The sequence below is a fragment of the Pseudoalteromonas neustonica genome (genome assembly GCF_001653135.1).
GTDB lineage: Bacteria > Pseudomonadota > Gammaproteobacteria > Enterobacterales > Alteromonadaceae > Pseudoalteromonas > Pseudoalteromonas neustonica.
Genome location: NZ_BDDS01000009.1, coordinates 93,518 through 110,494 on the forward strand (window position 1 = coordinate 93,518; position 16,977 = coordinate 110,494).

Annotated in this window: 13 protein-coding genes; 2 read left to right on the forward strand and 11 right to left on the reverse strand. The window is 39.6% G+C overall.

The window, feature by feature from the left end; translation table 11 throughout:
* Window positions 1-7: 7 nt before the first annotated feature.
* From A7967_RS14030 to A7967_RS14065, 8 genes are all read right to left on the reverse strand, one after another.
* Window positions 8-1,387, reverse strand: a complete 1,380-nt coding sequence (locus A7967_RS14030) for an AAA family ATPase (RefSeq protein WP_054204872.1) — start codon at window positions 1,385-1,387, stop codon at window positions 8-10.
* Window positions 1,387-2,457 carry a 3-dehydroquinate synthase gene (aroB, locus tag A7967_RS14035; RefSeq protein WP_054204873.1) on the reverse strand — a complete coding sequence of 357 codons (1,071 nt, stop codon included), beginning with the start codon at window positions 2,455-2,457 and terminating at the stop codon, window positions 1,387-1,389. Before aroB ends, A7967_RS14030 begins: the two co-directional genes overlap by 1 nt.
* Window positions 2,458-2,482: 25 nt before the next feature.
* On the reverse strand, window positions 2,483-3,001 hold the full coding sequence (gene aroK, locus A7967_RS14040) for a shikimate kinase AroK (protein WP_054204874.1): 519 nt from the start codon (window positions 2,999-3,001) through the stop codon (window positions 2,483-2,485).
* 454 nt (window positions 3,002-3,455) lie between these two features.
* Window positions 3,456-5,507, reverse strand: coding sequence for a type IV pilus secretin PilQ (locus tag A7967_RS14045; protein ID WP_405633184.1), 2,052 nt, complete (start codon window positions 5,505-5,507; stop codon window positions 3,456-3,458).
* Between the two features lie 22 nt (window positions 5,508-5,529).
* On the reverse strand, window positions 5,530-6,066 hold the full coding sequence (locus A7967_RS14050; protein ID WP_054204876.1) for a pilus assembly protein PilP: 537 nt from the start codon (window positions 6,064-6,066) through the stop codon (window positions 5,530-5,532).
* Window positions 6,063-6,683 (reverse strand): type IV pilus inner membrane component PilO, encoded by a 621-nt coding sequence (locus A7967_RS14055; RefSeq protein ID WP_054204877.1) that lies wholly within the window; start codon window positions 6,681-6,683, stop codon window positions 6,063-6,065. Before A7967_RS14055 ends, A7967_RS14050 begins: the two co-directional genes overlap by 4 nt.
* Entirely contained in the window at window positions 6,680-7,246 is a 567-nt protein-coding gene (locus A7967_RS14060; protein ID WP_054204878.1) for a PilN domain-containing protein, read from the reverse strand. The genes A7967_RS14055 and A7967_RS14060 overlap by 4 nt, the downstream gene beginning before the upstream one ends.
* Entirely contained in the window at window positions 7,234-8,313 is a 1,080-nt protein-coding gene (locus A7967_RS14065; protein WP_054204879.1) for a pilus assembly protein PilM, read from the reverse strand. The genes A7967_RS14060 and A7967_RS14065 overlap by 13 nt, the downstream gene beginning before the upstream one ends.
* A gap of 132 nt (window positions 8,314-8,445) precedes the next feature.
* Between A7967_RS14065 and A7967_RS14070 the strand changes: the two genes are divergently transcribed.
* Window positions 8,446-10,962: a penicillin-binding protein 1A gene (locus A7967_RS14070; RefSeq protein ID WP_054204880.1), complete on the forward strand. Its 2,517-nt coding sequence runs from the start codon at window positions 8,446-8,448 to the stop codon at window positions 10,960-10,962.
* Between the two features lie 79 nt (window positions 10,963-11,041).
* On the opposite strand, the gene metL is transcribed toward A7967_RS14070, so the two are convergent.
* Together metL and metB are read right to left on the reverse strand one after the other, a co-directional pair.
* Entirely contained in the window at window positions 11,042-13,387 is a 2,346-nt protein-coding gene (metL, locus tag A7967_RS14075; RefSeq protein ID WP_054204881.1) for a bifunctional aspartate kinase/homoserine dehydrogenase II, read from the reverse strand.
* 6 nt (window positions 13,388-13,393) lie between these two features.
* A complete protein-coding gene (gene metB, locus A7967_RS14080) occupies window positions 13,394-14,656 on the reverse strand; it encodes a cystathionine gamma-synthase (RefSeq protein ID WP_054204882.1) in 1,263 nt (420 codons plus the stop codon).
* 197 nt (window positions 14,657-14,853) lie between these two features.
* Here metB and metJ point away from each other — a divergent pair, with 197 nt between their 5' ends.
* Entirely contained in the window at window positions 14,854-15,174 is a 321-nt protein-coding gene (metJ, locus tag A7967_RS14085) for a met regulon transcriptional regulator MetJ (RefSeq protein ID WP_054204883.1), read from the forward strand.
* 100 nt (window positions 15,175-15,274) lie between these two features.
* On the opposite strand, the gene A7967_RS14090 is transcribed toward metJ, so the two are convergent.
* Complete coding sequence (locus tag A7967_RS14090; RefSeq protein WP_054204884.1) at window positions 15,275-16,516, reverse strand: malic enzyme-like NAD(P)-binding protein; 1,242 nt, start codon at window positions 16,514-16,516, stop codon at window positions 15,275-15,277.
* Window positions 16,517-16,977: the final 461 nt, after the last annotated feature.

The following is a 16,977-nucleotide window of genomic DNA, read 5'->3' on the forward strand; positions in this document are numbered from 1 at the left end:
TACTAATTTACTGATCTAGTAATGCAATTTCTTGTTTTATTTTGGCAATTTTTTTATAAAAAGGCTGATTTTTACGAACTTGCTCGGGTAGGCTTGGTAACACAGCGCGCGCTGCTTGCATACTTGGATAATTACCATAGGTGACAACCCACCACAGCTTTTCATTACGCCATGTTTGGTACACTTTAGCATTTGCTTGTAATTGCTGTTGGGCAATAAATTGCTCACTAACAGACTGCTGAGTAACGGCTAATAATTGAATAACTACATTGTTGTCCGTTTGTGATAAATACCACGCATTATCTGCTGGTAATTCTGCAATCGAAACGTCGATTACCTTGCTTGGTTGTTCAACAATATTTACTGGATCTTTCTTTTGCTCACTTATGGCTAAACTATCTAAAATAGCCGCTACGTTATTTTTATGAGTGGCAGAGGGTGACTCAATTGCATCAAGCTCAATTGGTGTATCGTTGGCGATAGCATTAACTTTACTACTCTTTGTTTCAATACTTTCATCTACAAGCAACTGCTCACTATCCGTATTATCGGCCAATGTAATTACATCTGTGTTCTGTCTATCCTCAGCACCTGATTTAAACGTGTTAACACTTAATGCGGTAGGAATTGCTTGCTCAGGCTGCACCTGATAAACGTCTTTCCACCAACGGGTCATATCTGACTGGTATAAAAAACCAATAATCAATAACATAATAATCAGCATTAATGTTACTAAATGAATTGGCCATGATGGCTTCGCTTTTGGTTCAACTTTTGCGCTATGCAGGGTCGGCTCCCAAGCTAAGAGTAAACTAGGATTACCGTGAGTTTCATGCAAAAAAGTTTGAAAAACAGGATCTTCATTTATCGGGAGATCTTTAAAATACCAGCTCATAAGCTGCTTACTTTCAGCAATTGATAACGCTTCAAGGTGAATTTCTACACTACTACTAAATTGTGCCACAACCTGTGTGGCAACTAAGATATACAACGTAGTGGGACTTTGCTTTGCAAGTTTAACTAACTCTTCAGCCATTTCATCTGACAGGTGTCTTCCACCATCGAGAACCCATAAACACGCACCACAATTTTGCTGCTTCGCAAGCTGATAAAAATTCTCTGACAAACTAAGGTTTTGATCTATTAATGGTGCACGAAAGCTCTGTTCAAGTAATTCACCCATTAATTGAACGTCGGTCATTCGAGCCGATAGCTGAACAAATGCTTTATTAAAGTCGCTATATTTATCTGTAATGAAGGTTTCTAGAAGGTAACTTTTACCAAGCCCTGAAGAGCCTAGCAGAGCAATAAGACTTTGCCCGTATTCAAACTGAAGGGCAATACGATCAACCAAAGCCGCACGGCTTGGTAAAATTTGCGATTGCATTAGCGCCCTATTAAATCTCGGACTTGCTGATCTGAGACATCATCAACCAATGCACATTGGCCAAATTGAGTAGGTAAAATAAAACGAATAGTCCCTTTTTTATTCTTTTTATCTTTACGCATATGATGCAAAAAGTGCTCACTAGTCATAATCTCAGGGATCACAACTGGTAAATTATACTTGGTAATCAAGTCACACACTCTTGTCACTTCTTGCTCGGTTAAATCACCTCGCGTATGTGCAAGTTGCACAGCTAATACCATACCTGTCGCTACAGCTTCGCCATGTAGCCACTGTCCGTACCCCATTTGAGCTTCAATTGCATGAGCAAATGTATGACCCAAATTAAGTAAAGCCCGCAGACCTGCTTCTTTTTCATCTTGTGTAACTATTAACGCTTTGATTTCACAACAACGAAAAATAACATGCTGAATTGTTTCTTCATCCAAAGCTTGTAACTGAGCAACATTGTTCTCTAAAAAACCAAATAGCTCAGTATCGTAAATTAAACCATATTTTATGACTTCAGCCATACCGGCTGCAAATTCACGAGCAGGGAGTGTATGCAATGATTTAGTATCGATAAACACAGCTTGTGGCTGATAAAATGCCCCAATCATGTTTTTACCCAAAGGATGGTTAACCGCTGTCTTACCGCCAACTGATGAATCAACTTGCGATAGTAATGTAGTTGGTACTTGAATAAACGGAACACCGCGTTGATAACACGCAGCAACAAAGCCAGTAAGATCACCTATAACACCACCACCAAGAGCGATTAAACAGGTATCTCTGCCACAATTATTTTCAAGTAGGAATGCTGAAATTTTCTCAAACCATTCTAGTGATTTATATTGCTCACCATCTGGAATTATAAAATTTAGCGGATTGAAATCAGCTAATAACGCCATTGCATCACTTAAGTATAAAGGTGCAATGGTGTCATTAGTGATAATGATAGGTCGACAATCACCAATATGATGAAGTAGCCTGTCAGTCTGTTGAAGTGCAGATTGACCAATATAGATAGGATAACTTCGCTCGTCTAAATTAACAGTTAATTCAAGCATCGCTAGCATCCTTTCTTATTGGTATTTAAAAATCTAATTTCTCAATGATTTGATTAGCAACAACTTTAGCGCTTTGCTCATCAGTGCGTACAGTAAAATCAGCAACTTCTTTATATAACGGTTCGCGTTCTTCAGCTAAGCGCTCTAATACATCACGAGGTGCTTCTTCTGTTTGCAGTAATGGGCGACGCTTGTCGCGCTGCGTGCGTGCAACTTGCTTTTCGATAGGTGTCTCTAGGTATACAACGATACCTCGAGCCGAAAGCTTATTTCGAACTTCTTTACTCATCACGGAACCACCACCAGTAGCAAGTACAATACCTTGCATTTCGGTTAAGTCACCAATGACGCCTTCTTCACGAAGTCGAAAGCCTTCTTCACCTTCAAGATCGAACACCCAGGCAATATCTGCACCGGTACGGCGTTCGATTTCTTGATCAGAATCGACAAATTCAAGGTGCAATTGGTCAGCAATGTGACGACCAATTGTGCTTTTGCCAGCCCCCATAGGACCAACTAGAAATATATTACGTTTCTCAGCCATATCTTTTAGTACAAACGAACTCTAAAATTTGAAATAAAACCCCGCCTAACGACCTGGCCCCAAAATTAAGGAGGGGATTATCTCAGTAATTGATTAGGTATTTCAAGTCAAATAGAACAAAAAGCCAACTAACGAGCAATTAAAGTGAATAAATGCTCATTGATTAAGAAAAAACCGACCAAAAATAGGTTCGGCTAACATTTTGCGGTCAAAAAACATCCAACCCAAAGTGCTTTTATTGTGGTGTGATACCTAAGCCATAACTTTTCTATGGCTTAATAACACAATATTTCCACCATTCTCTCTATTTTTACCCACATTTACATTTCAATATGGGTAAAAACATTCTCATATTATAGCCGTTTAAAATCCAAGTTGGTGAGTATTTAAGTACGCACCAACTAAAAAATAAAACGCTACAAAAATATTAAACTAACACAAGTCGAGAGCGAAATTAATCAACTTGAATCTTAGGTGTTACAAATATCAACAACTCTTTTTTCTCATTAAACTCACTGGTACTTCTAAACAATACGCCTAAATAAGGAATATCGCCCAATAATGGTACCTTTTTGGTTGAATTAATGATTTGTTGTTGGAATATTCCACCCAGTACAATTGTTTGGCCATTTTCTACCAATACTTGCGTTTTAATTTGCTGTGTATCAATAGCAACCGCTTGGCCTGTTCCCGTCTGTACTGTATCACCACGTGTATCTTGGGTAATTACTAAATCGAGTATCACTTTATTATCTGGTGTGATGTGAGGCGTCACCTCGAGACTTAGTACTGCCTTTTTAAATGTTACGGTTGTTGCACCACTTGAAGCTGATTCGACATAAGGTATTTCAGTACCTTGTTCAATCCTCGCTTTTTGTTGGTTTGCAGTCGTAATACGTGGACTTGCGATAATCTCACCGCGATTCTCTTCTTCCAACGCCGTTAACTCTAAATCTATCAAAGTACCATTTGCCAGTTTAGCAACGTGCATACCAATACTGCCCGCTGGGTTCGCAATAGGTAAGTTGATATTTAAGCGATCGGATACACCTGGTATTGTGCCATTAGAAATTGTATTAGCGCCTTCTAAAGTCCCTGAAATACCATCACTGCCTTGCTGATCACTGAATCCCCAACGAATACCCAAATCTTCTTTTACATTATCACGCACTGTTACCATACGAGATTCTATTAAAACCTGTCTTACTGGGATATCTAGCGTTTCAACCATTCGGCGAATACTTTCAATACTACCAACCGTATCTTTAATTAGAAGCGTATTAGTACGCTTATCAACAGATACACTGCCGCGCTGACTTATAATACTGTTAGTATCCGTTTTTAATAAATCAGCAAACTCTTCTGCTTTTGCATAATTTAAACGAATGTACTCACTGTATAACGGCTCTAACTCTTCAACTTGTTGCTTTGCTTTAAGCTCTTTCGCTTCACGCTCTGCAAATTCCTCTGATGGAGCAACCATTAAGATTGAACCATCCATACGCTTATCTAGGCCCTTAACTCTTAAGACTACATCTAAGGCTTGATCCCAGGCAACGCCATCTAAGCGCAAAGTAATATTTCCCTCAACAGAATCACTCGTTACCAAGTTAAAGTCGTTGTACCCTGCAATAATTTGCAAAACGGCGCGTACTGAGATGTCTTGAAAATTTAGAGTCATAGGACGACCCTGATATTCCTTGCCACCATCTAAATATGAACGTTGAGTATTATCTTTTTCTACACTTAAAGTAAGAATGTTTTCTATTTGCTGATAAGTAAATTTAAAAGCTGCATTAGGTGCAACCACCATTCTACTTACACTACCTTCTTTAAATGTCTCAATTGAGCTGACGACCGTACCAAAATCAAGCACATCCAATTCATACAAAAGCTCATCGAGAATATCTGTATGATGGAAGTCTACAATAATCTTACCACCACTTTCATGTACATCAATAGCCGCTTGAGTATCCTTTAAGAAGACAAGAACGCGCGCCTCTCCTTTTTCGCCACGGCGAAAATCAATCGATTGAATACTGTTTATATAACTGCCATTGGCGTCACTAGCCTCACCTTCTGGAGTCGCCTCTATTGCTAAAGGGTTATCTGAAACATGCAGTGATAAAAGGTTATCTTTTACTTTAGTTTGATAAATTTTTAATCGCTCTAAGTGAACAGTAACAACTAAATTACCATCAGTGGCAACACTGCTAACTTTCACTATACCTGACTGGTTGATTTGCACGTCACCAAGATCATCGTCAACATCCATTGCGTTAAAACGCATTTCAATGCGAGCTGGGTTATTAAACACCTGAACTTTAGGTGCTTGTTTTAACTCTTCGTCAAATACTAGCTGTAATTCCGTTTCTCCAGCTAATAAAGGATTATAACGAATATCATATAACAGCGGTGCTGCGATCGCTGACTGTGTTATAAACAGGGCTACAACAACAAACATGACATGATGAATGCGACGACTCCAAGATACTCCCTTATACATTTTATTTTTACCTTTTTGATTTTTAACTCGCGTCATTCTTTGGCGCCTCTAACATTTCAAGCTTCGTCAGGCGCTCTTTCCAACAACCAGACCCATCGGGAATTAATTCTAACAATTCTATAAAATCACTTTTAACATTTTGAACTTCGCCATGATACAAACCTAAATAATCCCCAACAGTCACTCTATGCAGGGTTTCGTCTGCGGCTCTTATTAATGCCCACATTTCACCACTTGACCCTAATGTTCCTTTCATCGCTAAATTATCCAAAGGGTATTTTTCTAAAGGTTCACGCATACGCTTTGGATCTGGGTGTAGGCAGTTTTTTACTTGTATCATATTATTTTGAATAATTTCAGGCTGTGGTGCAACAAAAGGACTACGTAGTTGTCGCGAGTTATATTCAAAATGCTCAAACTGAATTAGCTTAGGGATTGCCTCAACTTTTGGCGTTGTACTGGCTTTAACCTGATCAATAAACTCTTTTTGTTCAGAGGTATCATCATTACATGCTGTGATCAGTGCGGTGGCAAAAAAGATAAGCGCTAACTTTTTCATTTTTTAGCCCCTACTTTTTTGGGTTCACTCTCGTAGCGGTATGTTTTCGCTACAACACTAAATATTAGCTTTCCTGAGCTAAAACTATTAACAGAAAAGTCATGCAGGCTTACAATACGCGGCAGTTGAGCTACCTTTCCGACAAAGTCTCCAAATTCATGATAAGTCCCTACCACTTCAATTTTAATCGGTAACTCGGTATAAAATTCTTTTTCAACTTCTGGTAGCCAACCAATTTTTAAAAAGGTTAAACCACTTGTAGTGCCTACATATGATAAGTCATCTAGCAAACCAGGCGTTTCATTCGAGGTGGGTAATCGCTTTAAAAGTAGAGAGAACTTCTCTTCCATTTCAACCATTTGTTGGCGATAAATTTCTAAATTGCTGGCTACAGCGTACTTAACACGATAAGTGCTTCGTAGCTCAACTTCTTGCGAAACAGAGCTATGATAACTGTCAATCTCATCAGAAACCAATAAGCTGTAGCTAAAAAACAAGACTAAGGCAGCAATAAATGCACAGCAAATTATTTTCACTACAATTGGCCAATCACCAATATTTTCTAATTCGATCTCATTCCATTCGATTTCTGTCAATGCTTTGATATCAAGGCTCATTGCTTAACCTCTCCAATTTTATCAAAGGCTTTTACATAAAATTCCATATTAAAATCACTCAACAGACGTGATGACGTTTCACCCGCAACAATACCTTGCATGGTGGGCTTTTCTAATAAATAGGAGCCTTGCACTTCGCGTAGCATGGTCGATAGACGATTATTAGATTCACTACGCCCAACCACATGAATTGTATTACCGCGGCGCTCTAACTTCGTTAGATAAACTCCGGCTGGTACAATTTTGGCAACTTCATCCATAATTTGGGTGCCAAGATTTCGGTTACTCTGCAACTCTTCAATTAGTCGCATACGCTGCTGCAAGCTTTCTTTCTTTTTATCTAACTCTCGTATTTCACGAATCCGCATGTCTAACTGAGTTATTTCAGTACTTAAATAATTATTCTTAATATTTTGACCATCTCTAAGATTGCCATAATACGTGCTCAGCATATACATGCTCAAAAAGCTCACAAACACCACCAAAAATAAGATCGTAGCAAACTTGTTTTGTGATTGCTTTCGTTGCTGTTCACGCCATGGCAGCAGATTTATATGTGGCATGATGAAAAACTCCTTAATGCCAGTCCTGTTGCAATTGCAAACTGCGTACGATGACGCTTGAGCACATTGCGGTCAACCTTAGGTGAAACATCCATATTCTCAAAAGGCTCAGCAACAATAGTATGTATACCTAACTCTTCAATTAACAATCTATCAAGACCATCTATCATGGCTGTGCCACCAGTCAAAACAATGTAATCTATTTGATCTTTGCCACTGGTGGTTAAAAACATTTGTACAGCACGTCGAACTTGCTGTAACAACGAAGTTTGAAAAGGCGCTAGAACCTCAAAGGTATAATTAGGTGGTAAATCCCCCGTTGTTTTACCTATCTCGGCCTCATCAAAGCTTTTGTTATAGTAAGCTACAATACTATTTGTGTATTGATCACCACCAAAAACCTGGTCTCGTGTATAGATTGTTTCACCGCCGAGCACCACGCTGACCAACATCAACACTGCACCTATATCAACCACAGCAACACATTTGTTAAATGCATCACTTGGTAGTTGTTGATAATAAACGTCCATAGCACGGCTTAACGCGTAGCTTTCAACATCTACAACCTTGGCAATCAAACCTGCGGTCTCCAGAGCACCAACCCTCGCTTCAACACTCTCTGTTCGAGCTGCTGAAAGCAATACGTTCATTTTTGATGGGTCCGCTTCATTAGTTGCCAGTTTTTCAAAATCAAGGCTAACTTCATCAAGTGGATAGGGAATAAGGCTATCTGCTTCTATTTCTATCTGTGATTCCAGTTCGGCATCACTGAGCGTAACATCCATAAAAATCACTTTCGTGATAACGGTTTGCCCAGATACTGCAACCGCCGCAAATTGAACCGTCTTAGGCAATTTACGTTTTAATTTATTTATAATGTTCCCAATAGCTTCAATATCTTGAATGCTACGTTCGGACATTGCGCCTTTGGGCATGGGCTCAATTGCTAACGCCTCTAGCCGATAGCCACTGTCCGTTTCATTCAGTAACACCGCTTTGATAGCGTGTGAACCGATGTCTATCCCTATCATCACAGATGACGACTTATTAAAGAATTGGCTTAACATGTTTGCAACTTTGCCTTTGTTTTAATAATAAACAAGTTATAATTTTTGTCTGAAAAAATATTATTCATTTTTTAATCAATATATACTATCAGTCTACGATTCTAATTGGGAGTCCATTTCGGGAAAATATACGTGATTTTATTCAAACGAACTTTACAATTTTTTATCATTTGCACATTTCTTGGGCTTATTACTTTACTAAGCCTTTATTATTACGTTAAATCTGACATCCCCAGTGTGCAAGTTTTAAAAGATGTACAACTGCAAACACCGATGCAAGTTTTTTCTCGCGACGGGCTGCTCATCAACCAATTTGGTGAAAAACGACGTATTCCCGTTACGATAGATGAGATCCCTCAACCATTAATTGACGCACTTTTGGCTACTGAGGACTCCCGTTTTTACGATCATATAGGCATTGATCCTATCGGTATCGTACGCTCAGCGCTAGTGCTTGTTTCAACTGGCGAGAAAAAACAAGGCGCAAGTACTATTACAATGCAGCTTGCTCGTAACTTTTTCTTAACAAGAGAAAAAGCCTATATTCGTAAAGTTAAAGAAATCTTCATTGCACTGCATATTGAGAACTTACTAACCAAAGATGAAATACTTGCTTTGTATCTTAATAAGATTGAGTTAGGCAATCGTGCTTTCGGTATTGGTGCTGCAGCTCAAGTATACTACGGAAAAGAACTGAAGGAATTAACTTTAGCACAAATGGCGATGCTAGCAGGTTTACCAAAAGCCCCTTCTGCCTTAAACCCTATTCGTAATCCTGAACGTGCTAAAGCTCGACGAAACGTTGTACTTGGCCGAATGCTTGATGAAAAACACATAACGCGTGAACTCTACGAAAGTACGATTAACGAGCCAATTACAGCCCGTTTCCATGGTGCTGAGATTGAGTTATACGCACCTTACATCTCTGAAATGGTACGCGCAGAAATGGTCGAACGCTATGGCTATGAACGCGCTTACAACACTGGTTTTAAAGTTTATACCAGCGTTGAGTCTGATGTACAAAAAGCAGCTCAAACAGCAATTGTTGATAATTTACATGCTTACGATATGCGCCACGGCTACCGAGGTATAACGCAGTTACTGTGGGATTTTGAGACTCAAACCGCATTAAGCCACGCTGATATTATAGATAAACTCAAATCAGTAAAGGAAATTGGCCCATTACTGGCAGCAGCCGTACTGAGCGTTGATGAAAAAACAGCAACTGCGTTACTCAAAAATGGCGAACAAGTGACGCTTGATTGGGATGGTTTAAAATGGGCGCGTAAATACATTACGCGCTACCGCCAAAGTTTTCCGCCTAAAAAAGTAAGCGATATATTCAACCCAGGCGCGCAAATTTGGCTTCGCAAAAATAAAGACAATAGCTATGTACTTAGCCAACTTCCTGAAGCATCAAGTGCATTAGTGTCTTTAGACCCTAATGATGGCCGAATTAAGGCCATTGTCGGCGGCTATAGCTTTGAACAAAGCCAATATAATCGTGCAGTTCAAGCAAAGCGACAAGTCGGCTCAAATATTAAACCTTTCATTTACTCTGCTGCGCTTGACAGTGGTTATACGCTGGCCTCAATTTTAAACGATGCGCCAATTAATCAGTGGGATAAAAGCCTAGGTGTTGCATGGCGACCTAAAAATAGCCCTGCGATATATAATGGTCCTATTCGTATTCGCCGCGCCTTAGCACAATCTAAAAACGTTATTTCAGTGCGTTTATTACGTGGTGTTGGTTTGCAGCGTACAGCGGATCATTTACTTAAGTTTGGTTTTCAAAATACAGATATCAATCGCAGTGAATCTTTGGCATTAGGCAGTGCTTCAATAACACCGATAGAACTTGCCCGTGGTATGAGTGCATTTGCAAACGGTGGCCATTTGATTTCACCCTATTTTATAAGCGAAATCCAAGACTTTACTGGTGAAATACTATTTAAAACTGAGCCTTTGTTAACCTGTGATGCTATAGAAAATGAGCTATTTGCAGATCAAACGTTAACAACGACACAATTAAATCAACACGAACAAAATAACGCAGATATACCCACCCTCCCTCGCTGTGCTCCGCGTATCATTTCTAAACAAAATGCATTCTTAGTTGCTGACGCTATGAACAGCGCTATATGGGGTGGTGGCAGTTGGAGTCATAAAACAGGCTGGAGTGGTACAGGTTGGCGCGCACAAGCATTAGATCGACGCGATTTATCTGGCAAAACTGGTACAACCAATGACTCTGTTGATACTTGGTTTAGTGGTTTCAATCGAAACGTATTAACAACCGTTTGGGTAGGTTTTGATAATCCAGGCAATCCACTTGGACGCTCAACTTACAACAATAACTTATCCAGTGCTCAAATCTCCGGTGCTGAGTCTGGTGCAAAAACAGCACAGCCTGCATGGGTTGATTTTATGCGTGTAGCGCTTGATGGTAAGCCTGAGGCGCCGATCGAACCGCCTGAAGATCTAGTATCGGTACGTATCGACTTAGCAACAGGACTATTAAGTAAAAAGAATGACTACACTAGCCGCTTTGAATATTTTGATAAAGGTACTGCACCTACTAAATATGTACTGCAAGATGTAGAAAATATATTTGAAGAAGACACGAAAACGGAAGAAGAGCTATTTTAAACAGAATATAGTCTCTTTTAAACTAAAAAAGCGCCAACTTGGCGCTTTTTTGTTATGTTTCTCATAACTTAACTTGGCATCACTTTAAGTTTTGTACTAACCAATATAAATCAGAATGCACACCCGCAGCGGTGACTTCTTTACCTGCGCCGGGGCCTTGAATAACTAACGCATTATCACTATACCACTGGCTGTTAATCACAAAAATATTATCGCCTGGTGTTAAATTAGCAAGTGCATCGCCTTGTGTTGCATAGGCTAAACCAACTTTAGCCGTTACTTTGCCATCAAGAATTGATAATGCGCCAGTGTAGCGCAGTACTTTATTATCTTTGGCCGCGTCTTGCGCTTTTTCAGCAATAAAATTATCAAGTAAATGTTTTTTATCCAAGAATGACTGCCAATCCCCTTGTGCTAACTCTGTAGGCATTAACGGTGTTAATGCGATATCATCTAACTCAAGCGTAAGTCCAAGCTCACGCGCTAAAATAAGCAACTTGCGCTGCATATCGCGACCAGATAAATCTTCGCGCGGATCAGGCTCAGTAAAGCCCATCTTCTGCGCTTCTAATACTAAATCTGAAAATGCTACACTACCGTCATAGCTACTGCACAACCAAGATAAAGTACCCGAAAAAACCCCTTCGATATGAGTAATACAATCGCCACTGTTTTGTAAATCAGCTAATGCGAAGTTAATCGGTAAACCGGCACCCACACTGGTGTTATAACGCCACAATAAGTTACGCTCAGCTAAGTTTTGACGCAAACTTTGATACCAGTCGTTATTTGCTGTACCGGCATATTTATTAGCACTAATCATATGACAATCTAAATTAACAAACGCAGGGTAAAGCTTACTAAACGCTTCACTCGCTGTAATATCAATCACTACTTTATGTTCGTAATCTAATTCACCAATATGTGCTAACAGATCTGCTTCTTGGTAGTCTACAGCCTCGTTTTGCCATTGCGTTTGCCACTGTTCAAGTGTTATACCACTTGGGCTAAATAACATAGAACGTGAACGCAATAAACCAACGAGCTTGACACTAAAATGCTGCTGTAAGCGATTAAGCTGCTGACTTAATTGATCAATAAATACCTCACCTACATTACCAATACCAGCAACAATGATCGCGAGCTCTTGACCTTTATTTATTAACTTGTCATGCAGTAATGTAAGTACATCGCTATCAATAGATTGATCGGTAAGCAGTAGCAAATAATCATTATCTTGATGACTAAAACGCGGCGCTAAACTTTGCTCACTCAGCACCTGCGTTGCTTGCTCAAGTAACTGAGTTACATCATTGCGTGGCGCAACAACCGCACAACCATGTAAATTTGATTCTATAATATTAGCTCGCCCTTGCAGGTGGCTGACGACTTGATGCGTCGCTTCTGCTGGTACTAATAGGTATGTATCGCCATTTTGAATAAAATGATGCAGGCTATGTTGAATTAACTGACTTAACTCTCCCACTTCACCAGCACGAAGCTGATCAATGCGCAGTAAATCAATATTCTCCAACGTCGTAATAAACCGTTTAGCTTTACTGTAACCTTCTTTAACAATTTCTGTGGCACTGGCATCCGTATCATAACTACTGCGTACCACTAGTTTTATGTCGGTATTTTTCAAAGGTGATAACGTCTTAGCATGTAAAACAGGGTTACCTAAACGCGCAAGTAAATTAGCTTGACCACGACAGACCTTAGAATACTTAAGCGCTTTTTTAACTTTACGCGGATCAGTACTAAATACACCTTGCGTGTCGGTCCAAATTGACACCTGATTAGCATGACAGTAACTCCCTAATAAAGTGGCACTGTAATCACTGCCATTGCGCCCGAGAGTAATCGTATTGCCCTGACAATCTGACGCAATAAAACCGGTTACAACATTAATACAGTTAGCCGAAACCAAGTCTGCACATGCTTGTTGATTTTTTTGGTGCAGCAACTGCCCGTCATTAAGTGTAAATAACTGGCGCGCATCAATATCTTTCGCCTCAAGTCCTAGTTGCTGTAAATAAGCAGCCAATAAACGGGCTGACCATACTTCACCGTGAGCAAGCAATGAAGCTTCCTGTAAGCTTTGCTGTTGAGCTTGCTGTGCTATTAAGGCTAACTCTTGCTTTAACACATCAATTGCGTCGTATTGCGCTGTTGGGCTTAATAGCTGCTCAATCAAAGTACGCTGATGATTATCAAGCTGTAATAAAATATCACTTACGGCTTGTTGATCACCTTGCTGATAACTTTGCCATAACTTAACCAACGTATTGGTTGTTTTACCTGCTGCCGACACAACGACACAGTCACCTGCTTCGGTGTGTGCTAAAATAATATTTGCTACGGCTTGATAACGCTCCGCGGAGCTTAAGCTTGAACCGCCAAATTTATGAACTATATTTACCATTTTCTATTACCACAAAGCCGTATGTGCAGGCGTTAATTTGAATGAATTTGTTTGCTCTGTACTTTGCTGCGTCGAGTTACTCTTAGTAGTCGTCGAACTACAATTACCTTGGCCTGGCTTAACTTTGTTAAACACACGTTCTAAATCAGCAACTAAGTCTTTTACATCTTCAATACCCACCGAAATTCTGATCAACGTATCACCCACACCCGCCTCTAAGCGAGCTGTTGCATCCATACCAGCATGAGTCATCGTTGCAGGGTGACATATTAGGCTTTCTACACCGCCTAACGATTCCGCTAAACTGAATTCTTCTAGGCTCGTTAAAAATGCTGCTGCATCATTTACATCACCAGCAATATCAAAACTTACCATGCCACCAAAACCACGTTGTTGTTGTTTTGCTAACTGATGTTGTGGATGAGATTCTAAACCAGGGTAATATACTTGGCTCACATAGGGTGAACTTTCTAAATATTGCGCAATGATAAAGGCATTTTCTTGGTGCTGACGTAAACGTACATTTAAAGTCCGCAGGCCACGTAATGTTAAATAACTATCAAATGGTGCACCTGTAATACCAATATTATTTGCCCACCAAGCAAGCTCGTCACCCAGCTCTTGTGTTGCTGCAATGACAGCGCCGCCAACAACATCGGAGTGGCCATTAATATATTTAGTGGTTGAATGCACAACAATATCAACACCAAATTCAATTGGGTTTTGTAAGGCCGGTGATAAAAACGTGTTATCTGCGCCAACTAAAGCGCCGCACTGCTTTGCAATTGTCGTAATCGCTTTAATATCAGTTAAACGTAAAATTGGGTTGCTTGGTGTTTCAATCCAAATTAGCTTAGGTTTAATCTCAAGTATTTTTTGATGGTTTTCAGCGTTTGTTAAATCTAGAACCACTAATTTTAATAAGCCGCGCTTTTCAAGCGAAGTAAACAAACGGTAGCTGCCGCCATAACAGTCATGTGGAATGACTAACGTATCATCACTATTTAGTAATTGTGTTGCTAAATGTACTGCCGCCATGCCGGTAGCAGTTATAATGCCTTTGGCACCGCCTTCAAGCTTTGCGAGTGTTTCGCCAAGTAGATCACGATTAGGATTACCGCTACGGCCATAATCATATTCGCGCTTAGTATCAAAATCGGCAAATGAATAGGTGGTCGATAGGTGGATAGGAGGCACAACAGCACCGTGATGTTTATCAGCATCAATGCCATTACGTACTGCGATTGTCGCTTTATTTTTTTTGCTCATACCGTCACCTATATTAACTGGATGTTTAGACGTCTAAAAGGTTAGATGATCAAATTTAAGAAGTCAAAACATTTATACCCCTAGATGGCTAAATAACTAGTATTTGACTATCTTTTTTAAAACGATAGAATTTCCGCATCTTTGCGCTACAAAATGGTCGCGCAAACAATTAACAACCTGAGGCAACGATACATCTTATGGCTAAATGGAATGGTGAATATATTCACCCATATGCAGAACACGGGAAAAAATCAGAACAAGTTAAGAAGATCACCGTTTCGATCCCGTTAAATGTATTAAAGGTTTTAACTGATGAGCGTACTCGCCGTCAAATTAATAACCTTAGACATGCAACAAATAGTGAATTACTTTGCGAAGCATTTTTACACGCATTTACTGGCCAACCATTGCCAAACGATGAAGACTTACGTAAAGATAATCCAGAAAAAGTACCAGAAGAAGTTAAAAAGATTATGCAAGAGATGGGTTTAGAAGTGCCTATCCTGAATGAAGACTGATCTTCACCTGTAAATAACGTGCACCTGTTTCAGGCAATGATTTGGATACAAAAAACCTCAATTCAGTGAATTGAGGTTTTTTATTGCCAAATAGTGCCTATTACGCCATATAGTTTTCAGGCATATCAATTTGTGCAACACCTGAATCAATAGCCGCTTGCGCCACTGCTTTTGCAATGCGCGGTAATAAACGCGGGTCCATTGGTTTAGGGATAATATACTGTGGTCCAAATTCAAGTTTATCAACACCTGCTGCTTTTAATACTTCAGCAGGCACTGGCTCTTTAGTAATACTGCGAATTGCCTCAACGGCGGCAATTTTCATTTCATCATTTATTTTGCTCGCACGTACGTCTAATGCACCACGAAAAATAAACGGGAAACACAACACGTTATTTACTTGATTTGGATAATCAGAACGACCCGTTGCCATAATCAAATCATCGCGCGCACCATGAGCAAGCGCAGGTGCAATTTCTGGATCTGGGTTTGAACATGCAAAAACAACTGGCCTATCAGCCATCAGCTTAAGATCTTCCGGTGCAAGCAGGTTCGGTCCTGATACACCAACAAATACATCAGCATCAGCAATAACATCTTGCAAAGTGCGCTTATCTGTATTGTTAGCAAACAACTGTTTATATTCATTTAAGTCATCACGACGCGTATGAATAACACCTTTACGATCAAGCATATAAATGTGCTCACGCAATGCGCCACACTTAATTAATAGCTCCATACATGCAACAGCGGCCGCACCGGCACCCAAACAAACGATAATCGCATCTTCAATGCTTTTACCCTGCACTTCAAGTGCGTTAATCATACCCGCAGCAGTTACAATAGCTGTACCGTGTTGATCATCATGAAACACTGGAATACTACAGCGCTCAATCAATGCTTTTTCAATTTCAAAACACTCTGGGGCTTTAATATCTTCTAGGTTGATACCACCAAAAGTATCAGCAATATTTGCAACGGTATTGATGAAATCTTCTGTGGTTGTGTGTTTTACTTCAATATCAATTGAGTCAAGGCCAGCAAAGCGTTTAAACAACAAAGCTTTGCCTTCCATAACTGGTTTTGAAGCAAGAGGTCCTAAATTACCTAGGCCTAAAATAGCAGTACCATTGGTAATTACTGCAACCATATTACCTTTGCCAGTATATTTATAAGCATTAGCTGGATCTGCGGCAATTTCACGCACAGGCTCAGCCACACCAGGGCTATAAGCTAGAGCGAGATCTTGTACGGTTTCGGCTGGCTTAGTAAGCTCAACACTGATTTTTCCTGGAACGGGGTGCGAATGGTAATGTAAAGCTTGTTCACGAAAGTCTGACATAACGCGATTTTATCCTGCAAGTAAGTTAAAAGTGAGAGTAAGCAGTTCTATTCTATAGTCTGTATCTTGGAACGATACCTATATTACAATTAAATTCAAGCAATATCAGGTCTATCCTGTTATAAGCTAGATCTGTTAATTTTATGCGTTTTATCGACCAGTTTTGTAAAAAAACCTCAAAATCCAGCAATAACACGCCAAGAAAGCATCAAAAAACCTGTTCTAAAATCATCTAAATAGTACTTTATTACACCTAAAATACACATTCCCTATAAAAGATATAAATATACGACGTTAGCGTCATTTAGGCTCATTAAATGACTTTTTATCAACATAACATCAATTAATTAAACAAAATATATTACTGAATATAGTTAAAATCTAACTGTTTGTCTGTTATTTAGTGGCTATAGTCACTATAAAAACTAAAAATGATGGTTACTTTAGGCAGGGGTAAAAAA

What these genes read in the sequence shown, in the direction of transcription:
- A7967_RS14055 (WP_054204877.1), bottom strand. Translation starts at nt 6,683, where the DNA reads ATGAGCCTTGATATCAAAGCATTGACAGAAATCGAATGGAATGAGATC.
- metL (WP_054204881.1), bottom strand. Translation starts at nt 13,387, where the DNA reads ATGGTAAATATAGTTCATAAATTTGGCGGTTCAAGCTTAAGCTCCGCG.
- A7967_RS14065 (WP_054204879.1), bottom strand. Translation starts at nt 8,313, where the DNA reads ATGTTAAGCCAATTCTTTAATAAGTCGTCATCTGTGATGATAGGGATA.
- aroB (WP_054204873.1), bottom strand. Translation starts at nt 2,457, where the DNA reads ATGCTTGAATTAACTGTTAATTTAGACGAGCGAAGTTATCCTATCTAT.
- A7967_RS14090 (WP_054204884.1), bottom strand. Translation starts at nt 16,516, where the DNA reads ATGTCAGACTTTCGTGAACAAGCTTTACATTACCATTCGCACCCCGTT.
- A7967_RS14045 (WP_405633184.1), bottom strand. Translation starts at nt 5,507, where the DNA reads ATGTATAAGGGAGTATCTTGGAGTCGTCGCATTCATCATGTCATGTTT.
- A7967_RS14050 (WP_054204876.1), bottom strand. Translation starts at nt 6,066, where the DNA reads ATGAAAAAGTTAGCGCTTATCTTTTTTGCCACCGCACTGATCACAGCA.
- A7967_RS14060 (WP_054204878.1), bottom strand. Translation starts at nt 7,246, where the DNA reads ATGCCACATATAAATCTGCTGCCATGGCGTGAACAGCAACGAAAGCAA.
- aroK (WP_054204874.1), bottom strand. Translation starts at nt 3,001, where the DNA reads ATGGCTGAGAAACGTAATATATTTCTAGTTGGTCCTATGGGGGCTGGC.
- A7967_RS14030 (WP_054204872.1), bottom strand. Translation starts at nt 1,387, where the DNA reads ATGCAATCGCAAATTTTACCAAGCCGTGCGGCTTTGGTTGATCGTATT.
- metJ (WP_054204883.1), top strand. Translation starts at nt 14,854, where the DNA reads ATGGCTAAATGGAATGGTGAATATATTCACCCATATGCAGAACACGGG.
- metB (WP_054204882.1), bottom strand. Translation starts at nt 14,656, where the DNA reads ATGAGCAAAAAAAATAAAGCGACAATCGCAGTACGTAATGGCATTGAT.